Consider the following 18,914-nt stretch of genomic DNA (forward strand, 5'->3'; position numbering starts at 1 on the left):
AGGTTTCGAGTCGGAGGCTTGGGTTTTCGTCTGATGACCCTGATGGGGGCAGCTTTGCTGCCCCTTGCTGTCTTGAGCTATGTGCAAACCTTGGCTGCTGAGAGGGTCGCAGAAAGCCGCGCGAGAGCGGCGATTCTTGGTGAAACATTGCTGGCAGCGGCGCCGCAGATTGACATGATGATGCAAGCACAGGGTGCGGTTGACACTTTGGCTGCAACTTTCCCGCAGATCATCACCGATCCGGAAATCTGCTCGGATTTCGTTAACCGAACGGCGCAAAGCTCTGCCGGACGCTATTCCTTTGTCGGCTTCATCCCACCGGACGGAATGATTACCTGCACGTCGGCCGATGAAGCTTTCGATCTATCAGACAGCCCATGGCTGGCGGAAATGGTTGCTGTTCCGCAATCGCGACTGACAGTGAACCGCAATGGCCCCATCTCTGGGACGTCTATCTTGAATTTCTCGGCGCCTGTTTTCGGTCACTATGAACGCCTTCTGGGTTTTGCATCGCTATCGATGACGCACTCGGCCATTGCTGCCGCCGAGAGCGAAGTCGAAGAAAATTCTACAGATGAACAGCCTCTCTCGCTGATCACCTTTGACAGGGACGGTGAAATTTTGACGGCCTCCTCGGGTATTGATGGCGTGTCTGCCTTCTTGCCTGCCTCTCACTCTATTCAATCGTTCGTTGGCCAAGCTGGTCAAAGCTTTTTGGACAGAACTGTTGCCGGGCAAGAGCGTGCCTTTGCTGTTGTGCCGCTTTCCCCTGGAAACCTGTATCTGATGGGATCGTGGCCAGCCGACCGATTGGATGGCGGCGGAATAGCCAGCGGTTTTCCTGCCTTGACCTTTCCGATGTTGATGTGGGCGGCAAGCCTGATGGTGGCATGGATCGCAGCTGAAAGTCAGGTGCTGCGACATGTGCGGGCGCTTCGCGACAGTATAACGGCCTTTGCTGGTGGTGACCGCAAGGTCAAACCCCTGCGCTATGGTGGGGCGGCATCGGAACTTCGCGAGGCGGGCATTGCCTATGAAAAGATGACCGAAGCCATTTTGCACGATGAAGCGCATCTAGAGAACACCATCCATCAGAAAGAGGTGCTGCTGCGCGAGGTCCATCACCGCGTCAAAAATAACTTGCAGCTCATCGCTTCTATTCTGAACATGCAATTGCGGACAGCACGTTCGCCAGAAGCGCGACAAGCAATGAAGAGCGTGCAAGAGCGCGTCCTTAGTCTCGCGACGATCCACCGTGAACTTTACCAGACAACTGGCCTGACAGATATTCGGGCGGACGAATTGCTACCGCGCATCATCCAGCACATCATGAAGATCGGAGCCTCTCCCGAAAGGCCCTATGATCTTGAGATGCAAATCGAAGACATTCGCCTGACCCCTGATCAGGCGGTGCCGCTTGCCTTGTTTGTCACTGAGGGAATGACGAATGTGGTCAAGTACAGTTGGCGAATGGGGCGTGCTGAAGCAAAAATCAGCGTCAATCTGACCCGGCAGGACGACGGCCAGGTGCACCTGTCCATGTCGAACTCGACCTGTCCGCAAGATAAATCCAGCGGTCTGGGCCGTATGATTGGTGTTAGCGACGACTCTGACGGTTTTGGATCAAAGCTGCTGGATGCCTTTGCACAGCAATTGGAGGGGGAGATTGAGAAGGAGCAAGAAGGAGATGCGTATCGCCTGTCTTTGACCTTCCTGCCACATGCTTTGCACACGGGTGAAGAAAGGGGCCAACCGGCCACTGAATCGCTCTGACGGCTTTTTGGTCTGAATCCAAAGGAACCAAATCCAACCCCAGACGTTTCTTCTACGAGGCGCATAAGCGCTGGATCAAAAAGGAGATATTGTGATGCTTGGTTGGGCTTTGACCTTTCTCGTAGTAGCTTTGATTGCTGCCGCTTTGGGCTTTGGTGGCGTTGCCGGTGCTTCGGCTTCGATCGCTCAGGTTCTTTTCTTCGTTTTCATTATCCTGTTCGTGGTCGCGATGATCGCACGCGCCGTACGTGGCCGTCCGCCAGTTTAATTCTGGACACGATCAGAGAGAGGTGCGCGAAAGCGCATCCCTTCTAACAATCGAGCGGGGTCGCAAAAGCGGCCCCGCTTCCTTTTTGGGACTATTCGTCGGCGGCGTCAGATGACTGGGGCGGGAAGGCAAGTGTTACCGTCGTGCCATCTGACGAGGAAAAGCTCAACGATCCGTCAAGTTGATCTGCGAATTGATGCGCCACTCGCAAGCCGAGACTTCTAGATTTCTCGGGCTGGAAATCTGGTGGCAGGCCTTTTCCATCATCTGCAATCTGAAGTGTCGCCATTCCATCGTCGAGTTTGCAGGCGATTTTGACATGTACCACCCGTTCTGCTTCAAGGGCGTGTTCCAGAACGTTGGAAACAAGTTCAACCGCCACCAAGGCAATTGGCGTGGCTTGGTCACCAGAAACGACCAATGGCTCCAGATCAAACTCCATAGAGACGCGATCCTTCAGCCCCGAGCTTTCAACGACTTCTGGCAATACGGCCTTCAGTAACTGCCCAATATCAATGGCTTGCCGCTTGGGATTGTGGAGTTGGCGCTGAATGGTCGCTATAACCTTCAGCCGTGCAGAGGCAACTTCCAGCGCCTGCCGGGCCGCTTCATCGGTCAAGTTCCTCTGCTGCATCTTTAGCAGCGAAGCAATCACCTGAAGATTGTTCGACACCCTGTGCTGCAATTCATGAAACATCGTCTTGTTCTGCTGCGCGAGGCGATCAGATGTTTGACGCTCATCATTCAATTTGATCAGGGCTGCACGCATGACATGAATCAGGAACAGGTCCGTCACCACGATTAGAATATAAAACAGCAGCGCAAGTACACTGGGACCACTCAGCCGCCATGATGACTGAGGTGCCAGAAAGAAATACCACGATGCCAGCCCACAAAGGAGGGCAACTGTAGCGCCTGCCCGGATGCCAGCAAAAAAGCCGGTCAGAATGACCGCAGGAAAGAAGGTGAGGTATGGAAATCCCGGGGGAAGTGATCCTTCAAGCCAGAACCTGATGCCAAAGGCGATGGCAAAAGCAATTCCGGCGATTCCCCACTCATAGCTGGGTCGAAGTTTCGCGGTCGCAAGGCTCCGCAGTCGCTGCATGACACTACCTGCTCGATCGTAACGCTGTTCAAGACGGCGCAGTGTTAAGCTGCTTAACAAATCTTTCAATTGCTATTTTTGGGGCAAACCACGGCAGATCAAAGTTTCTTTTGATGATGCCGTAAAATCTTTCGTTGGGCAGGGAACCAAGGCCAGATCTTTGCGTTTGCTCCATGTGACGCTGTATCCGCCTTATGATGCGTGTCTTGTGCCTGCCCGCACCTCTCTGTCCCTTGGAGTTGCGGCCTTCGGCCGGGTAGCCTTGTCCCCAGGCAGCCCGGCCTTTTTCTTTTTAGATCATAGGGTTGAATTTGGAACCTTCTGTGTCCTGAGGCGTTGTTTTCTCATCTGCGGAATAAGCCGCACAGACCGAAGGAGAAGATCATGAATCTCGATCAGATTGACGGAAAGTGGAAGCAATTCAAAGGCAAGGCCCAGCAGAAGTGGGGCGAAATCACTGGCGACGAGTGGGACCAGATCGAAGGTCGTCGTGAAGAGATTGTCGGTCTTGTTCAAGAGCGCTACGGCAAGGCCAAAGAAGAGGCCGAGAAGGAAGTCGATGAGTTCATGAGTTCGATGTAATTTCAGCACCCGAAAGACAAAGGGCACCCCTAGGGGTGCCCTTTGTTGTTTTTAAGATGTGTCTTTAGACCTCGTCAGGCAGCACGCGGACGGCCCCCTTGTCGGCCGAGGCTGCCAGCATGGCATAGGCCTTCAGAGCGGCAGAAACCTTGCGCGGACGGGTCTTCGCGGGCTTCCATCCTTTGGCATCCTGCTCGGCGCGACGGATGGCCAATTCGGATTCTGAAATGCGCAGGTTGATGGTGCGGCCGGGGATGTCGATGTCGATCATATCCCCGTCACGCACAAGGCCAATCGCCCCACCTGCGGCCGCTTCCGGACTGGCGTGACCGATCGACAGGCCCGACGTGCCGCCAGAGAAGCGCCCATCGGTCAGCAGTGCGCAAACCTTGCCCAAACCTTTCGACTTCAGATAGCTGGTCGGGTAAAGCATTTCCTGCATTCCCGGCCCGCCCTTTGGCCCCTCGTAGCGGATCACCACCACATCGCCGGCCTTTACTTCGTTGTTCAGGATGCCGGCAACCGCGTCGTTCTGGCTTTCATAAACCTTGGCAGGGCCCGAGAAGACAAAGATCGACTCGTCGACGCCAGCCGTTTTCACAATGCAGCCGTCCAATGCGATATTGCCCTTTAGCACGGCCAAGCCACCTTCTTTCGTGAAGGCATGTTCCGCCGAGCGGATGACACCGTTTTTGCGGTCCAGATCCAGTTCCGCATAGCGTTTGGACTGGCTGAAAGCGGTGGCCGAGCGGACATTGCCAGGTGCGGCTTTGAAGAAGTCACGCACCGAGTCGTGGTTGGTGCGGCTGATATCCCAGTGATCCAGTGCTGCGCCCATGGTGGGCGAATGTACTGTCACGCAGTCGCGATGCAGAAGGCCTGCATTGTCCAACTGGCCGAGGATTGCCATGATGCCGCCAGCGCGGTGCACGTCTTCCATGTGGACGTCCTGTTTGGCGGGGGCCACCTTGCAAAGGCAGGGGACGCGGCGCGACAATTGGTCGATGTCGTCCTGATCGAAATCGATCCCGCCCTCATAGGCCGCGGCAAGGATGTGCAGAATGGTATTGGTCGACCCGCCCATGGCAATATCCAGCGCCATCGCGTTTTCGAACGCCTTCTTGTTCGCCACATTGCGGGGCAGAACGCTTTCGTCACCCTGCTCGTAATAGCGTTTGGTGATGTCAACGATCAGATGTCCTGCTTCGACAAACAGGCGCTTCCGGTCGGAATGGGTGGCAAGGGTCGAGCCGTTACCCGGCAGAGACAGGCCAAGGGCTTCGGTCAGGCAGTTCATCGAATTCGCCGTGAACATGCCCGAACAGGAACCACAGGTCGGGCACGAGGCCTTTTCGATCTCTTCCACTTCTTCGTCTGTATACTTGTCATCGGCTGCCGAAACCATGGCATCGACCAGATCAAGCGCGAGTTCTTTGCCCTTGATGATCGCCTTGCCCGCCTCCATCGGCCCACCCGAGACAAAAACAGCGGGGATGTTCAGGCGCATGGCGGCCATCAGCATGCCGGGGGTGATCTTGTCGCAGTTCGAAATGCAAACCATGGCGTCAGCGCAGTGGGCGTTGACCATGTATTCTACCGAGTCCGCGATGATTTCGCGGCTGGGAAGCGAATAAAGCATCCCGTCATGGCCCATGGCAATGCCGTCATCGACTGCGATCGTGTTGAATTCCTTGGCAACGCCACCGGCAGCCTCGACTTCACGCGCGACCAACTGGCCGAGATCTTTCAGGTGAACGTGCCCCGGCACGAATTGGGTAAAGCTGTTTACGATGGCGATGATCGGCTTGCCGAAATCGCCGTCCTTCATTCCGGTCGCGCGCCAAAGGCCACGGGCGCCGGCCATGTTGCGGCCATGGGTGGTCGTGCGGGAACGATAGACGGGCATAGTATCCTCCGGACAATTATCCGGGGTGAAGTGGCATTGCGGCGGCTTTCGGTCAAGCGTCAAAGCCATGTCCAAAAGGATTTCTGGCTTTGAACTGGAATTTTGGCTGCAGGAGCCTTCCCGTTCCCAAGGCTCGGGGGTATTCGTCATGCAGGCAATAGTTGGAGAGAGCCATGCGTCACGGTGGTCGTGTTCTGGTCGAAAGTCTGGTTGCGCTTGGGGCGCGAAAGGCTTTTGGGGTGCCGGGCGAAAGTTACCTTGCTGTTCTGGATGCTCTACATGATACGCACGGACGTTTAGATTTCGTGAATTGTCGGAACGAAGGCGGTGCGGCCTTCATGGCGGCGGCTTGGGGCAAGCTGACGGGGAGCCCCGGAATTTGCATGGTGACGCGTGGGCCGGGGGTCACGAACGCGTCGATTGGCATTCACACCGCGATGCAGGATTCAGCGCCGATGATCTGCTTTGTGGGGCAGGTTGGCACGGATATGAAGGGCCGCGAGGCCTTTCAGGAAATCGACTATCGCGCCGTCTTTGGAACGATGGCGAAATGGGCTACCGAGATTGATCAGGTCGAACGGATTCCCGAAATTCTTTCAAGAGCTTGGACAATGGCCGTAACCGGACGCCCTGGTCCTGTTGTGGTGGCCTTGCCCGAAGACGTGCTTTCCTCGGAAACCGACGCTCCGGCCCTTTTGGGGCCAGTGCGGATGGCTGATCCGTCGCCAGATCCGGCAGCCCTGCAAGACGCGCTTTCTGCTTTACGGTCGTCGCACAAGCCCTTGATTATACTGGGTGGCTGCAACTGGACCGAGGAGGGGAAGGCGGCGTTACAGGCCTTTGCCGAAACCTCGAATATTCCGGTTGTGGCGGCTTTCCGCTATCAGGACATGTTTGACAACCATTCGTCCGTCTATTCAGGGGAAGCGGGCGTTGGTATGCCGGCACATGTCAAATCCTTGATTCAAAAGGCGGATTGTATCTTGGCGATCAATGTCCGCTTTGGCGAAATGACGACCGACGGCTATACGCTGTTGCAGGTTCCAGACCCGAAACAGCGCCTGATCCATGTGCATTCCAGCGCCTTGGAGATCGGAAAAATCTATCGCCCGGAAATCGGAATTGTGAGCGGTCCCAATGCTTTGGCTGCTGCTCTTAAACCTGTTTCCGGGGCGTGGGGTGGCTGGGCGAAGGCGGCGCGGGAGGGGTATTTGGCGACCTTTGATCTGCCGCCGCAACCTTCCCCTGTCGATATGGGGTTGGTGACGGCCCATCTGCGCGAGGTTTTGCCAGAGGATGTCGTGATCACCAACGGCGCCGGAAACTTTGCCTATTGGCCCAATAAGGCCATGAAATACGGGAGGAATTCCCGACTTCTGGCACCGCAGTCGGGGGCGATGGGCTACGGGGTTCCAGCGGCGATTGCGGCCAAGGTGGCGGACCCCAAGCGCTGTGTGCTGTGCTTTGCCGGGGATGGTGATTTTCAGATGAATTTTCAAGAGCTTGCGACGGCTTCTCAATATGGTGCCGCGCCGGTTATCCTGATCTTGAACAACGGCATCTATGGCACGATCCGCGCCCACCAAGAGCGGCATTATCCGGCGCGGGTGTCCGGGACGGATATGGTCAGCCCGGATTTCACCATGATTGCAAAGGCTTACGGATTTCATGGCGAGCGGGTGGAAAAGACCGAAGACTTCCCCGCTGCACTGGAGCGCGCGCTTGCCAGCCCCACCGGTGCGGTCCTGGATCTGAACACTTCGGCCGAAGCCCTGACCCCACGCCAAAGCCTGAGCGCGATGCGCGAAGCCGCGTTGAAGGTCCACGCCTAGGGCGTATTGCAGCCGTGGTTTTCGCGTGGTGATCCCGTGTTCTTTCCGTGGTCACAGCGAGGACCACGAAAATCGCGGCTTAGCTCGCCAGATCCTCGAACATCCGGGCGACACCTTCGGCTCCGGGATCGTTATGACCGGCGAGCTTGTCGGCCCCCAGATAGCTCGCCCGTCCGGCCTTGGCGCGGGTCATTTTCGCGGTTGCCTCAGCCCCGGCGCGGGCCGCCGTCGCGGCAGCTTTGACGCCGTTCGGCAGCGCCGCAAGCGCGGGGGCGAGGGCGTCGATCATGGTGCGGTCGCCGGGTTTCGCGCCACCCACCTGCATCACGCGGTCAAGGCCAGCCGAAAGCGCCCCGATCCAGTTCTTCCCGCTGGCCGAGGCGTCGCCTGCGGCGGCGAAGAAGATCGCCAGCAAAACACCCGATGAGCCGCCCATCGTTTGCGCCAGTTCCATGCCGATGGCACGGTAAAGCTGCGTCGGGTCGGCCAAGGGCAATTTGTCGAGCCGCGCCAGCAAAGCGCGAGAGGCCCCGGCAAGGGTCGATCCGGTATCGCCATCGCCCGATTTCGCATCCAGTGCATTCAAGGCAGCCTCGGCCGAGATCAGGGCGTTGCAGCATTGCGCCAGAAGGACGCGTCGTTGCGGATGCGACGAAGGCTCTGGTTGAATGGGGGTAAGGCCATCGGGCAGGGGGCGAACCCCGACCTCGGCAAAACTGGCCAGCCCCGGCCACGAGGGAGGCGAGACCGGGGCGGCCAGAGCCTCGACCTGTTCGGACGTCACGGGGAGGAGAGAGACCGAGAAGCCGTGCATGTCGAGGGAAGTCATCAGGGCGGCGGGACCGATGATCCATTTGATCCGCCCGCCCAAGGCGGAACGGGCGAGTTCTTCGGCCAGAACGCTCATTTCCAAGGGGGTGGTGGAGCCGAGATTGTTCAAGAGCGCGACATGATCGGCGCTGCCGGCATGGGGCAGCAGTCGGTCGACGACCATCGACATGGCCGCGCGGGCACCCGAGAAATCGACCTGCTCGACGCCCGCTTCGCCGTGGATACCGAGGCCAAGTTCGGCTTTGCCGGTGCCAATGCGGTCTTCTTTCGGGCTGCCGGGGACAGTGCAGGTGTCAAGGCTCATCCCGATAGAGATGGTTCCGGTGATGACCGCCTGCGCCGCAGCGGCCACGGTTTCCAAGCTGGCCCCCTGTTCGGCAAGCGCACCTGCGACCTTGTGCACGAAAAGTGTTCCGGCGACGCCGCGCGCCTGTGGCAGATCCGGCAGGGCGATATCGTCATCGACGATGACCATGGCGACCTTTAGCCCGAAGGCGCGGGCGCGTTCGGCAGCAAGGCCGAAGTTCAGCCTGTCGCCGGTATAGTTCTTTACGATCAAAAGACAGCCCGCCTTGCCTGTGACGGCAAGGATGCCAGCCAGAACCGCGTCAACGGAAGGGGAGGCGAAGACATCGCCGCAAACCGCCGCCGTCAGCATGCCCTTGCCGACAAAGCCTGCATGGCTGGGTTCATGCCCCGATCCGCCGCCCGAGACGAGCGCGACCTTGCCGCCATCGCGGGATCGGTCCCAATCGGCGCGGGTGACGACGCGGATATGGGGATAGCCGTCAAGCCGCGCCAAGGCGCCGCCCGAGGCCCTGACAAGACCGTCGATCGCTTCGGTGACCAGCGATTCCTTGGAATTCATGAACTGTTTCATCGAAACTCCCCCTAGATGCGGTTGCCGCTGGCGTCGAACCAGAGCGGGTTTTGCGGGCTGATCTTCAGGTTGTCGCCCGAGGTCAGGGTGGTGTGCGGATCGGCCAGCGTCACGATGTCATGATCGCCGAGTGTCAGGTGCAGGCGCGTCTGGTCGCCCAGATGTTCGACCCGGCGCACGGTGGCGGGAAGGCCTTCACCGGTCACTATGGATTCAGGGCGCAGACCAATGGTTCTTGCGCCCGCAGGGGCGGCGCCAAAGGTATCGGCCGGCAGCAGGGTGATCCGCGGCTGGCCAAGACGTGTGGCGACATAGGTGGAAACCGGGTTTTCATAGATCTCACGCGGGGGGCCGAATTGCACCAGCCGACCGTGATCGAGGACGCCGATATGGGTGGCCATGGTCATCGCCTCGATCTGGTCATGGGTGACATAGAGGAAGGTTGCCCCCAATTCGGCATGGATGCGCTTGAGTTCCACCCGCAGATCGGCCCGAAGTTTTGCGTCCAACGAGGAGAGGGGTTCGTCCATCAGGTAGATGCGTGGCTCTCGGACCAAGGCGCGTCCGATCGAGACGCGCTGCATCTCGCCCCCCGAAAGTTGGGTCGCCTTGTTGTCCAGCTTATGCGCGATCCGCAGCGATTGCGCGACTTGGGCGACGCGGGTGGCGATCTGGTCCTCGGGCATGTTGATGACCGGAGAACGCAGTGGGAAGGCGAGATTGTCGCGGACCGAAAGGTGGGGGTAGAGCGAGTATTGCTGAAACACCATTGCGATGTCGCGCTGCGCGGGCGTGTCGTTCAGGACCGATCGCCCTGCAATGGTGATGTCACCGGTGTCCGGCGCATCCAGCCCGGCGATCAGCCGCAGCGTGGTGGTCTTACCGGCGCCCGTGGGGCCAAGCAGGACGACGAAACTGCCATCGGGAATGATCATCGTCACATCCCGCAGTGCCTCGGTTGCACCAAAGGATTTCGAGACGTTCTTGAGCGTGACCTCAGCCATGGAACACCCCCTGATTTGCGGATGTGCGGAAGGCGCGGCCCGACCCCGCATCAAAGACGGAAAGGGTGGGGGCGAGGAAGGACATGCCAACAGTTTCGCCGACACGCGCTACAGTTCCCGAGGGGATGCGGGCTTTCAGGGTGCCATGGGCCGCGTCGATGGTGACGATCTGGGTGGTGCCCAGATATTCAGTGGCACTGATCCGGCCGCGATAGAGGCCGCTGTCTGTCAGCGCGATATGTTCGGGCCGGACGCCAAGGACAAGGTCGCGGGCCGAAACTTCCTCTTGCAACTGTGGGGTCTCGATCTGCTGGCCGCCAAGAATGACGCCCGTATCGCCGCCCCGGAAACTGCCGTTGAAGCGCAGGAAGTTCATCGCCGGGCTGCCGATGAAATCGGCCACGAACATGGTGGCGGGGTGGTCGTAGATTTCCTGCGGGGTGCCGAACTGTTCGACGACGCCGTGGTTCATCACCACGATCTTGTCGCCCATCTGCATCGCCTCCAGCTGGTCATGGGTGACATAGACGGTGGTGGCTTTCATGCGGTCATGGAGCGCCCGCAGCTCTTCCGCCATGTGTTCGCGAAACTCGGCATCCAGCGCGCCAAGGGGTTCGTCCATCATGAAGGCTTTGGGGCGGCGGACAATCGCCCGGCCCAAGGCCACGCGCTGACGGTCGCCACCGGAAAGGCCCGAGACCGGTTTGTCAAGAATGTCGGTGATATCAAGGATCCGCGCGACCTCGGCCACCCGCTCGCGCACCTGCGTTTTGGGCAGGCCTTGGCTGACCAGCGGATAGCTGATGTTCTTGCGGACGTTCATATGCGGGTAAAGCGCGAACATCTGAAAGACCATGGCGATGTCGCGCTGCGATGCGGGTTTCTGACTGACATCCTCGCCATCAATCAAAATCTCGCCCGACGTTGGCAGTTCCAGCCCGGCGATCATCCTCAATGTCGTTGTCTTGCCGCAGCCCGAGGGGCCAAGCAGCATAAAGAACTCGCCATCGCCGATGGTGAAACTGCTTTGCTTGACGGCGGTGAAATTTCCAAATTCTTTCCGCAAGTTGCGGATCACGATCTCGGCCACAGGCTTACTCCGGGAAGTGGCTGGTGATGATGAACATTACAGTTCCCACCAGAGTGACGAGGAAAGACCAGGTGTAGGCCCACAGAAAGAAGGGCTGCATCAGCATGAAAACGCCAAGGGCGATCAGGATGGTTGCCAGCATCTCCCACGAGCCGCGGCGAAAGCGGACAAGACCGTTCAGAAAACCGTGCATGGCTGTGCTCCATTTTCTGTCTCGAAATATCCCCGCCGGAGGCTTCCCCGGCTGGCGGCAGGTGCCTCCGGCGGGGATATTTTCCGACAGAAAATTTTGATATGATTGATCATTTTCGCACCGCCCCGAAGGTGATCCCGCGCAAGAGGTGTTTGCGAAGCAGGATGGTGAAGATCATGACGGGCAGAAGGAAGATTGTTGCGCCTGCGGCCACGGCGGGCCAGTCCTGACCGCCGACGCCGATGATTGTGGGGATAAAGGGCGGCGCGGTCTGGGCGGTGCCTGAGGTCAAGAGAACAGCAAAGGCATATTCGTTCCAGGCAAAGATCAGGCAAAAGATCGCGGTCGATGCGATGCCGGTTGCGGCCTGTGGCAGCACGACTTTGCGGAAAGCCTGAAAGCGGGTGTAGCCGTCGATCAGTGCCGCCTCTTCATATTCGCGCGGAATTTCGTCGATAAACCCTTTCAGCAACCAGACCGCCAGCGAGATGTTCACGGCCGTATAAAGCAGGATCATGCCCAGATGCGTGTCCGAGAGGCCCAGTTCGCGATACATCAGGAAAATCGGGATGGCGACGGCGATGGGGGGCATCATCCGGGTAGACAGGATAAAGAACAGAAGATCGTCCTTCAGCGGCACCTTGAAGCGCGAGAAGGCATAGGCCGCGAGCGTTCCAAGGAAGATCGACAGGAAGGTCGAGCCGAAGCCGATGATGACCGAGTTCATGAACCGCTCGCCAAAGCGGCTAGGCCCTGCGATGACCATGCCTTGGTCCCGCACGATCTGGTCATACCATGTTTCGGCCGGGGGCAGGGCGGCAAAGGCGTCTTGTGCCACGCGGGTGCGTGTGGTGAAGAGGTTCACATAACCTTCGAGGCTGGGTTCGAAGACGACCTTGGGCGGATAACTGATGCTGTCAGGCCCGGATTTGAAGCCGGTCGAGATGATCCAAGCCAGTGGGATCAGCGTGATGACCATGTAGAGGGTGACCAGCACGGCGGCGACAAGTTTCGAGCGGCCAGTGGGTTCGGTGACGGAATAGGCGCTCATCTTTCTTTCACCTTGTTCAGGGCTTTGACATAGATAGAGGCAAGGCCAAAGACCGTGACGAAAAGGATGATCGCATAGGCCGAGGAATAGCCGGTGCGCCACTTTTCAAAGGCTTCGCGTTTCAGGTCGATGCTGGCCAGCAGGGTTTCATTGCCGGGGCCACCGCCCGTCAGCAGAACGACCATGTCGAACATCTTGAAGTTTTCGATGCCGCGGAACAGGACGGCGAGCATCAGGAAGGGCAGAACCATCGGAATGGTGATCGTCCAGAATTGCCGCCATTTGCTGGCGCGGTCGATTTCGGCGGCTTCATAGATGTAGTCGGGGATGGACCGCAGACCGGCGAGGCAGATCAGCATCACGAAAGGTGTCCACATCCATGTATCGACAATGATGATCGACCATTTCGCAAGGCCGCCGGGGCCAAGCATGGAAAAGCTGGAAGCCGGGATGCCCGTGAAAAGCTCGACCACATAATTGATCAGGCCAATTTGCGGTTGGTAGAGAAAGGTCCAGAAATTGCCGACCACGGCGGGCGACAGCATCATGGGCAGCACGATCAGGGTCGTCAGTAGATCATTTCCCTTGAACTTGCGGTTAATCAGCCAAGCCAGCGAAAAGCCGATGATGACCTGCAAGGTGATGGTCCAGATCAGGAAATGGGCCGTCGTCTGCATATTGGCCCAGATGCCGTCATCGGTCAGGATGCGGGTGTAGTTGCGAAGGCCCACCCATTCGACCTCGCGCCCCGGGCGGTTGGCTGCGTAATTGGTGAAGGACAGCCGCACCGTCCAGATCAGTGGGAAGATATTGATTGCCAGCAGAAGGAAGATCGTGGGGGCCACGAAAAGCCATGCGATGGCGCGATCCGACAGGCCACGGACCCGCCGCGCCACAGAGGGCGGGGTCGCGTGCGCCAATCTGTCGATGGGCGTGTGTGACATGGGGCGTTCCAGGAAAAAGGGGCGCCGGAGGGTAGGGGCCGGCGCCCGAGGGGAGCTTAGAGCTTGCCTTCGTCTTCGAAGACTTCGGTCCAGTCAGCAATCAGACCATCAAGCGCTTCTTTTGCGGTGCCCTGATCGGCGACAATGTAGTTGTGCAGGCGTTCCTGCATGGCCAAGAGCAGCGAGGCATAGGCCGGCTCCTGCCAGAAGTCCTGAACGCCGCCCATAGCTTCGAGGAAGTCGCCGGCGAAGGGGGCTGTGTTCACGAAGTTCGGGTCGTCCAGCACAGCCTTGTGGCAGGAATAGCCGCCCATCGACCACCATTTCTTTTGCACATCAGGATTGGCGAACCATTTGATGTATTCCAGCGCGCCATCCATGTTGTCGGTGTAGGACACAACCGAGATGCCCTGTCCGCCAAGGGTGGAGCCGGCCTGATTTTGCGGCGGGTTCACGAAGAAATCGATCTTGTCGCCGCCGGTATTGGGGTCGGCATAGAGGCCCGGGAAGAAGGCGAACCAGTTCATCGCCATTGCCACCTGACCGGATTTGAAGGCGTCAAGCGACTGTTCCATATAGGCGTTGTCATACCCGGGCGGGGTCGCGGTCTTGTAGAATTCCTTATAGAATTCAAGTGCCTCGACCGCGGCGGGAGAGTTCACCGCGCCTTCCATATCATAGGCGCCCGGGGTGTTTTCATATTTGAAGCCCCAAGCATAAAGCGCGCCGGTAGCGCCCATGGTGATGCCTTCGGACCCGCGCTCGGTAAAGATCGAGGCGCCGTAGACCTTTTGCCCGTCAATCTCACGTCCTTGGAAGAACTGGGCGATTTCAAGGAGTTCCTTTTGGGTCTTTGGTTCGGCCAGATCACGGCCGTACTTTTCCTTGAAGGCGGTCTGAATGTCTTCGCGAGCGAACCAGTCCTTGCGATAGAACCAGCCATTGGCATCCCCCATCGCCGGCAGGGCGTAGTAATTCGGTGTGCCTTTGGGCCATGTGGAATAAGCGTAAACCGTTGCCGGGGCGAAGTCGTCCATGCTGATCGCGTTGGCGTCGAAGAAGTCGTTCAGCTTCACATAGTGACCATTCTCGGCGCCGCCGCCGATCCACTGGCTATCCCCAATCAAAAGGTCGCAAAGCTGGCCACCCGAGTTCAGTTCGTTCAGCATACGGTCGGCAAAATTCGGCCAAGGAACGAATTCGAAGTTCATCTTGATGCCGGATTGCGCCTCGAAATCCTTCGAGAGTTCCACCAGCGCGTTTGCCGGGTCCCAGGCTGCCCAGCACAGAGTCAATTCATTGCTTTGCGCCGATGCTGCGTCAGCCGTTAAAAGGGCGGCAACCGCAGTTGCCGTCAGAAATTTGGCCTTCATTGGAATTCCTCCCATGGATGTTTGGTGTGCCGTGCGCGGTCTCAGCAAAAATGCGGTGCTGTGCCGGGCCTTCTGTCGCTGAAAAGGACGTTACGCGGCTTTGTTCGGGCCTGTCCAGCATTTTTGAGGTGCGTACCTCAAATTCAAATCGGCATATGGGTTCAAAGGGCTTTGAGGGCCGTTTTCAGGGGGTGTCAGGCCGAGGTTGGGGGAAGATTCTCTCGAATCACAATTTCAATTCGCAGGGTTTCCTGCGATTCGTCGATCGGTGTGCGGTCCGCTTTTGCGCGCAACACGCGCAGGGAGGATCGGGCAAGGTGGCCAAGGTTATGGGTGATGACCGCATCCATATGGCCAAGCTCCAGGGCGTGTCTTGTATGGGCTGTCAGCTCATGCCCAATGACCGTGACGCGCCCCAAAAGACCGAATTCAGAAAGCGCAGAGGCAAGAGCGCGGTGGCCGGAGCCAAGAACGTAGATGCCCGTTACGTCGGGTGTGTGGGCCAGCATTTCGGCCACGACGTGGCGCAAAGTGGTGGGGGAGCCGTGCGTTTCCAGCGTTTGCAGCACTTCGATCTGGGGGAAGTTACGCTGGATCACCTCATCAAATCCGCGCCGTCGTTCAATACTTTCGCGCAGATGCATTGAGTTGGCGATGACCAGAATGCGCCCCTTTTGCTCCGAAGAGAAGCGCCCCATGAGAACCCCGGCGGTGCGACCAGAGGCATAGGCGTCGATGCCAACATAATGATCTATATCACTATTTGGCATGTTTGAGGCGATCGCCACAACCGGGATGCCCTTGGCTTTCACATTTCGGATGGCGTCGCGGGTCAGCGGCGTTTCCGGTGCCATGAGCGCAAGGCCCGCAAGGTCGGTTTCTGCCAGTTGTGACATGAGCTTGCTCAGCTCGTGCATGTTCTCATCTGGAAAGCGGTGGAATTCGACCCGTGTTCTGCTGGTCGCGGCTAGAGTTGCCGCGTCTTCCAGCGCCTCGACAAGGGTTTGAACAAACTGGCTGTCCGTATCCGGCAAGAGGATTGCGAAACGATAGTCGCGCCCGCGCGCCAGATTGGCGGCGGCTTGGTCTCGGACATAGCCGAGTTTCTGGATCGCATCGTTGACGGCGGTGATGGTTTTCTCGCGGACCCCGGGGCGTGCGTTCAGCACGCGGTCGACCGTTGCGAGGCTGACGCCTGCTTCGCGTGCGATGTCGTTGACCGTGGGTCTGTGCATGACGTCCTCTTTGCGTGGCTTCACTATCTGGTGCAAAATGAGGTACGTCAATCAGTTCGGGGTTCTAGGCCCTAGACCTATCCTTTAGGGCGCGGAGGCGAAAGGGACTTTGCCTATTCCCAGACAACATCCCCAAGGAAAATGTAGCCCGCGCCGTAGATGGTTTTGATCAGGCTCGGGTTTTTGGGATCTTCGCCCAGTTTTGTGCGAAGGCGGGAAATGCGAACGTCCATCGCGCGGTCAAAGCTTTCCCCCGCAGCCCCGCCCAAGGTTTCCTGCATCTGGGCGCGGCTGATGAGACGGCGGGGGCTTTCCAGAAAAAGCCGTAGGACTTGGCCTTCGGCATTGGAAAACGGGATTTCTTCCCCGGTTTCAGAAAGCAGCATGTAGCTGTCGAACAAGGCGGTCCAGCCGTTGAAGCGTGCAATCTGGCCCCCGCGTTCCGCGGCGGGTTTCGTCTTTCGCAGGCGGACGCGGACGCGCGCGACGATTTCTGCGGGGTCGAAGGGTTTGATGATGTAATCGTCGGCCCCCAGTTCCAGACCCATAACGCGGTCTTGAACCTGACTACGGCCCGAAATGATGATGATGGCTGCGCCAGATTCCAAGGCAAGTCGGTGGACGAGAACAAGTCCGTCGCGATCAGGCAAACCCAGATCGACAAGGCAGACATCCGGCGACTGACGCTTGAGACCTGCCTCGAATTCCGTGGCCCGTGCATAGGAAACGGTTCGAAACCCGGCGTCGTTCAGCGCGTCAGAGAGCATTTTGCGTATCTCTGGTTCGTCGTCGAGAATTGCGACAAGCGGTTGGGTCATCCGGTCACCGTAGGAAGGAATTGTGCAAGCGTTTTAGCGTCGAAAGGTTTCGGCAAAAGTGGAAACTCTCCATGTGCTGCGGCGCGAAGGGGATCGGCGGGCGGAGCCGAGGTCATAAGGGCGATACGGGTAAAGCCGCGCGCGGTGAGGGCGCGGGCGAGATCGAGACCCGTCTTGCTGCCCATAAGGTAGAGGTCGGTCAGCACAAGGTCGAGACCGGGAATGTCGGCCAAGGCTTCAGCCTCGCTGGCGCTGCTGGCCTCGATCACGGAATGCCCCATGCTCCGAAGCAGTTCGCGCACGCTTTCGCGAATCTCGTCACTGTCTTCGACCAAGAGAACCATGCCGGGAGGAGACTGCCTTGGGGCGGGGCGATAGGGCAGGCGGAGTTCGACGCGAGCGCCGCCTTGTTCCGTGTTTTCCAGTCGAACCATGCCACCGGATAAGGTGGTTTGATCATAGACCATCGAGAGACCAAGGCCCGAGCCTTCACCGCCCTTGGTCGTGAAGAAAGGGTCCAGAGCGCGGTCGAGCGCCTCGGCTGAAAAACCTGTGCCTGTATCGGTCACGGAAAATTCGATCCATGTTTCGTGGACAGGGTGAACATCTAGGGTGATCAGGCCGGGTTTTGGCCCGATGGCGTCCTTGGCATTCAGGATCAGGTTCAGAAGCGAATCCTGAAGCGACCCTGCATCCAAAAGCACCGGAACGGAAAAGCCGCTGGCGTGAATTTCAAGACGGATGCCTTTGGGCAGGGTCGGCCCTGCAAGCAGTTCAAGGTCTTTGAGGAAAGCAGGCAGGTCAACGGCCACTGGCCGAACCTCGCGACGCCCCGAAATTGAGGCGATACGGTCGAGCAAGGCTCCACCACGGCGTGCGGCACCAAGCGTAGAGCGGACCAGGTCTTTTGCGCCTTTCGGCAGAACCAGGCGATCCAGCCGAGATTGAAGGCCAAGGATGATGGTCAGAAGATTGGCAAAATCATGGGCAAGGCCAGAGGTCAGCTGAGCCGCGAGTTCCCGTTTGCGGGTTTGCATGACAGCGGCCCGGGCCTGGCTTTCCTCGGTAATGTCCATCGACAGGATGTAGACGCCATTGATCGGGCCGGTGCCCATCTGGTCGGGGGTGAAGGCGGCACGGATGCGGCGCCCGGACCCGGCATCGGTGAATTCAAAGACCGAGGCATCTCCCTTCAGCGCGTTGTGCAGATAGGGTTCGATCTTTCCGAAATTGGCTTCTCCCAAAGCCTCGCGCCCAGTCAGACCGATGATCTGTTGTGGGCGCCCCGGCATGATCGAAGACAAGCGACGGTTGGTATAGGTGTAGCGCAGAGACCGATCCACATGGGCGATGTGGGCGGGCATCATCTCGGTCGTCAGACGGGTGCGCGCCTCCATCTCTGTCAGTTGAGCCTTGGCTGCCGAAAGGGACGTATTGGCTGCGGAAAGAGCGCGGTTGGTTTCCGAAAGACGTTCGGAGTTAGACAAAAGCTGTTCCGACAATTCCGCAGAGCGGGCGCGGAGCATTTGCTGGTGATAGCGCACCTCAGTGATGTCGGTGTAAACGGTTACCCAGCCACCTTGGGGCAGGGGGAAGCCTTCGACACTGACCCACCTGCCATTCGGTCGCATCCGTTCCATGTAATGCGGAACAAAGGCGCGAGCGGCTTCGATGCGGGCGCGAATGGCCTCTTCGGGGTTTTCGATTTGGCCGTATTCGCCGCGATACACCAGAAAGCGGATGGTTTCTTCGAAGGAAATCCCCGGCAGAACGTAGTCGGGTGGAAAGTCGAACATCTCCTGATAACGACGATTGCAAACGGCAAGGTTCAGGTCGCTGTCAAAGATCGACAGAGCCTGTTGAATCAGGTTCAGACCCGTGCGGGTGAGTTGGGTGATGGCATCATCGCTGATGGGCATGGCGGACCGCTCCTTGCCCCTCATGGCTAACATCATGAGGAAGGCCTGTGAAAGGGGGCGAGTGCGCCTGTTACAATTCGTAAGATTTCAGCAAAAGTGACGAAAAACTT

At 58.5% G+C, this 18,914-nt stretch carries 16 protein-coding genes; 4 read left to right on the forward strand and 12 right to left on the reverse strand.

The window, feature by feature from the left end:
- Nucleotides 1-33: 33 nt before the first annotated feature.
- Nucleotides 34-1,773 (forward strand): sensor histidine kinase, encoded by a 1,740-nt coding sequence (locus tag ACSBLW_RS01870; protein ID WP_435258551.1) that lies wholly within the window; start codon nucleotides 34-36, stop codon nucleotides 1,771-1,773.
- A gap of 94 nt (nucleotides 1,774-1,867) precedes the next feature.
- Nucleotides 1,868-2,041 (forward strand): DUF1328 domain-containing protein, encoded by a 174-nt coding sequence (locus ACSBLW_RS01875; protein WP_435258552.1) that lies wholly within the window; start codon nucleotides 1,868-1,870, stop codon nucleotides 2,039-2,041.
- Between the two features lie 91 nt (nucleotides 2,042-2,132).
- On the opposite strand, the gene ACSBLW_RS01880 is transcribed toward ACSBLW_RS01875, so the two are convergent.
- A complete protein-coding gene (locus ACSBLW_RS01880) occupies nucleotides 2,133-3,146 on the reverse strand; it encodes a sensor histidine kinase (RefSeq protein WP_435258553.1) in 1,014 nt (337 codons plus the stop codon).
- A gap of 384 nt (nucleotides 3,147-3,530) precedes the next feature.
- On the opposite strand from ACSBLW_RS01880, the gene ACSBLW_RS01885 reads away from it, so the two are divergent.
- Nucleotides 3,531-3,728: a CsbD family protein gene (locus tag ACSBLW_RS01885; protein ID WP_435258554.1), complete on the forward strand. Its 198-nt coding sequence runs from the start codon at nucleotides 3,531-3,533 to the stop codon at nucleotides 3,726-3,728.
- Between the two features lie 64 nt (nucleotides 3,729-3,792).
- Here the strand turns inward: ACSBLW_RS01885 and ilvD are convergent, their stop codons facing one another.
- Nucleotides 3,793-5,634 (reverse strand): dihydroxy-acid dehydratase, encoded by a 1,842-nt coding sequence (gene ilvD / locus ACSBLW_RS01890; RefSeq protein ID WP_435258555.1) that lies wholly within the window; start codon nucleotides 5,632-5,634, stop codon nucleotides 3,793-3,795.
- 173 nt (nucleotides 5,635-5,807) lie between these two features.
- On the opposite strand from ilvD, the gene ACSBLW_RS01895 reads away from it, so the two are divergent.
- Nucleotides 5,808-7,466 (forward strand): thiamine pyrophosphate-dependent enzyme, encoded by a 1,659-nt coding sequence (locus ACSBLW_RS01895; protein ID WP_435258556.1) that lies wholly within the window; start codon nucleotides 5,808-5,810, stop codon nucleotides 7,464-7,466.
- Between the two features lie 79 nt (nucleotides 7,467-7,545).
- On the opposite strand, the gene ACSBLW_RS01900 is transcribed toward ACSBLW_RS01895, so the two are convergent.
- The 10 genes from ACSBLW_RS01900 to ACSBLW_RS01945 form a co-directional block, all read right to left on the reverse strand.
- A complete protein-coding gene (locus tag ACSBLW_RS01900) occupies nucleotides 7,546-9,177 on the reverse strand; it encodes a dihydroxyacetone kinase subunit DhaK (RefSeq protein ID WP_435258557.1) in 1,632 nt (543 codons plus the stop codon).
- Between the two features lie 11 nt (nucleotides 9,178-9,188).
- Complete coding sequence (locus ACSBLW_RS01905) at nucleotides 9,189-10,181, reverse strand: ABC transporter ATP-binding protein (protein ID WP_435258558.1); 993 nt, start codon at nucleotides 10,179-10,181, stop codon at nucleotides 9,189-9,191.
- Complete coding sequence (locus ACSBLW_RS01910; protein ID WP_435258559.1) at nucleotides 10,174-11,271, reverse strand: ABC transporter ATP-binding protein; 1,098 nt, start codon at nucleotides 11,269-11,271, stop codon at nucleotides 10,174-10,176. The genes ACSBLW_RS01905 and ACSBLW_RS01910 overlap by 8 nt, the downstream gene beginning before the upstream one ends.
- Before the next feature lie 4 nt (nucleotides 11,272-11,275).
- Nucleotides 11,276-11,464 (reverse strand): hypothetical protein, encoded by a 189-nt coding sequence (locus tag ACSBLW_RS01915; protein ID WP_435258560.1) that lies wholly within the window; start codon nucleotides 11,462-11,464, stop codon nucleotides 11,276-11,278.
- 109 nt (nucleotides 11,465-11,573) lie between these two features.
- Entirely contained in the window at nucleotides 11,574-12,515 is a 942-nt protein-coding gene (locus tag ACSBLW_RS01920) for a carbohydrate ABC transporter permease (protein ID WP_435258561.1), read from the reverse strand.
- Entirely contained in the window at nucleotides 12,512-13,459 is a 948-nt protein-coding gene (locus ACSBLW_RS01925; protein ID WP_435258562.1) for a carbohydrate ABC transporter permease, read from the reverse strand. Before ACSBLW_RS01925 ends, ACSBLW_RS01920 begins: the two co-directional genes overlap by 4 nt.
- 56 nt (nucleotides 13,460-13,515) lie before the next feature.
- A complete protein-coding gene (locus ACSBLW_RS01930) occupies nucleotides 13,516-14,832 on the reverse strand; it encodes an ABC transporter substrate-binding protein (RefSeq protein ID WP_435258563.1) in 1,317 nt (438 codons plus the stop codon).
- Between the two features lie 194 nt (nucleotides 14,833-15,026).
- Nucleotides 15,027-16,067 carry a LacI family DNA-binding transcriptional regulator gene (locus ACSBLW_RS01935; protein WP_435258564.1) on the reverse strand — a complete coding sequence of 347 codons (1,041 nt, stop codon included), beginning with the start codon at nucleotides 16,065-16,067 and terminating at the stop codon, nucleotides 15,027-15,029.
- A 113-nt stretch (nucleotides 16,068-16,180) separates the two neighbouring features.
- Entirely contained in the window at nucleotides 16,181-16,885 is a 705-nt protein-coding gene (locus tag ACSBLW_RS01940; protein ID WP_435258565.1) for a response regulator transcription factor, read from the reverse strand.
- Nucleotides 16,882-18,804 carry a PAS-domain containing protein gene (locus ACSBLW_RS01945; protein ID WP_435258566.1) on the reverse strand — a complete coding sequence of 641 codons (1,923 nt, stop codon included), beginning with the start codon at nucleotides 18,802-18,804 and terminating at the stop codon, nucleotides 16,882-16,884. Before ACSBLW_RS01945 ends, ACSBLW_RS01940 begins: the two co-directional genes overlap by 4 nt.
- Nucleotides 18,805-18,914 lie beyond the last annotated feature (110 nt).

Origin of the sequence: Thioclava sp. FR2, assembly GCF_051200875.1 — a bacterium.
Lineage (GTDB): Bacteria > Pseudomonadota > Alphaproteobacteria > Rhodobacterales > Rhodobacteraceae > Pseudotabrizicola.

Excerpts from the sequence above, each read along its gene's own strand:
- ACSBLW_RS01870 (WP_435258551.1), top strand. The coding sequence starts at position 34 with ATGACCCTGATGGGGGCAGCTTTGCTGCCCCTTGCTGTCTTGAGCTAT.
- ACSBLW_RS01875 (WP_435258552.1), top strand. The coding sequence starts at position 1,868 with ATGCTTGGTTGGGCTTTGACCTTTCTCGTAGTAGCTTTGATTGCTGCC.
- ACSBLW_RS01880 (WP_435258553.1), bottom strand. The coding sequence starts at position 3,146 with ATGCAGCGACTGCGGAGCCTTGCGACCGCGAAACTTCGACCCAGCTAT.
- ACSBLW_RS01885 (WP_435258554.1), top strand. The coding sequence starts at position 3,531 with ATGAATCTCGATCAGATTGACGGAAAGTGGAAGCAATTCAAAGGCAAG.
- ilvD (WP_435258555.1), bottom strand. The coding sequence starts at position 5,634 with ATGCCCGTCTATCGTTCCCGCACGACCACCCATGGCCGCAACATGGCC.
- ACSBLW_RS01895 (WP_435258556.1), top strand. The coding sequence starts at position 5,808 with ATGCGTCACGGTGGTCGTGTTCTGGTCGAAAGTCTGGTTGCGCTTGGG.
- ACSBLW_RS01900 (WP_435258557.1), bottom strand. The coding sequence starts at position 9,177 with ATGAAACAGTTCATGAATTCCAAGGAATCGCTGGTCACCGAAGCGATC.
- ACSBLW_RS01905 (WP_435258558.1), bottom strand. The coding sequence starts at position 10,181 with ATGGCTGAGGTCACGCTCAAGAACGTCTCGAAATCCTTTGGTGCAACC.
- ACSBLW_RS01915 (WP_435258560.1), bottom strand. The coding sequence starts at position 11,464 with ATGCACGGTTTTCTGAACGGTCTTGTCCGCTTTCGCCGCGGCTCGTGG.
- ACSBLW_RS01920 (WP_435258561.1), bottom strand. The coding sequence starts at position 12,515 with ATGAGCGCCTATTCCGTCACCGAACCCACTGGCCGCTCGAAACTTGTC.
- ACSBLW_RS01925 (WP_435258562.1), bottom strand. The coding sequence starts at position 13,459 with ATGTCACACACGCCCATCGACAGATTGGCGCACGCGACCCCGCCCTCT.
- ACSBLW_RS01930 (WP_435258563.1), bottom strand. The coding sequence starts at position 14,832 with ATGAAGGCCAAATTTCTGACGGCAACTGCGGTTGCCGCCCTTTTAACG.
- ACSBLW_RS01935 (WP_435258564.1), bottom strand. The coding sequence starts at position 16,067 with ATGCACAGACCCACGGTCAACGACATCGCACGCGAAGCAGGCGTCAGC.
- ACSBLW_RS01940 (WP_435258565.1), bottom strand. The coding sequence starts at position 16,885 with ATGACCCAACCGCTTGTCGCAATTCTCGACGACGAACCAGAGATACGC.
- ACSBLW_RS01945 (WP_435258566.1), bottom strand. The coding sequence starts at position 18,804 with ATGCCCATCAGCGATGATGCCATCACCCAACTCACCCGCACGGGTCTG.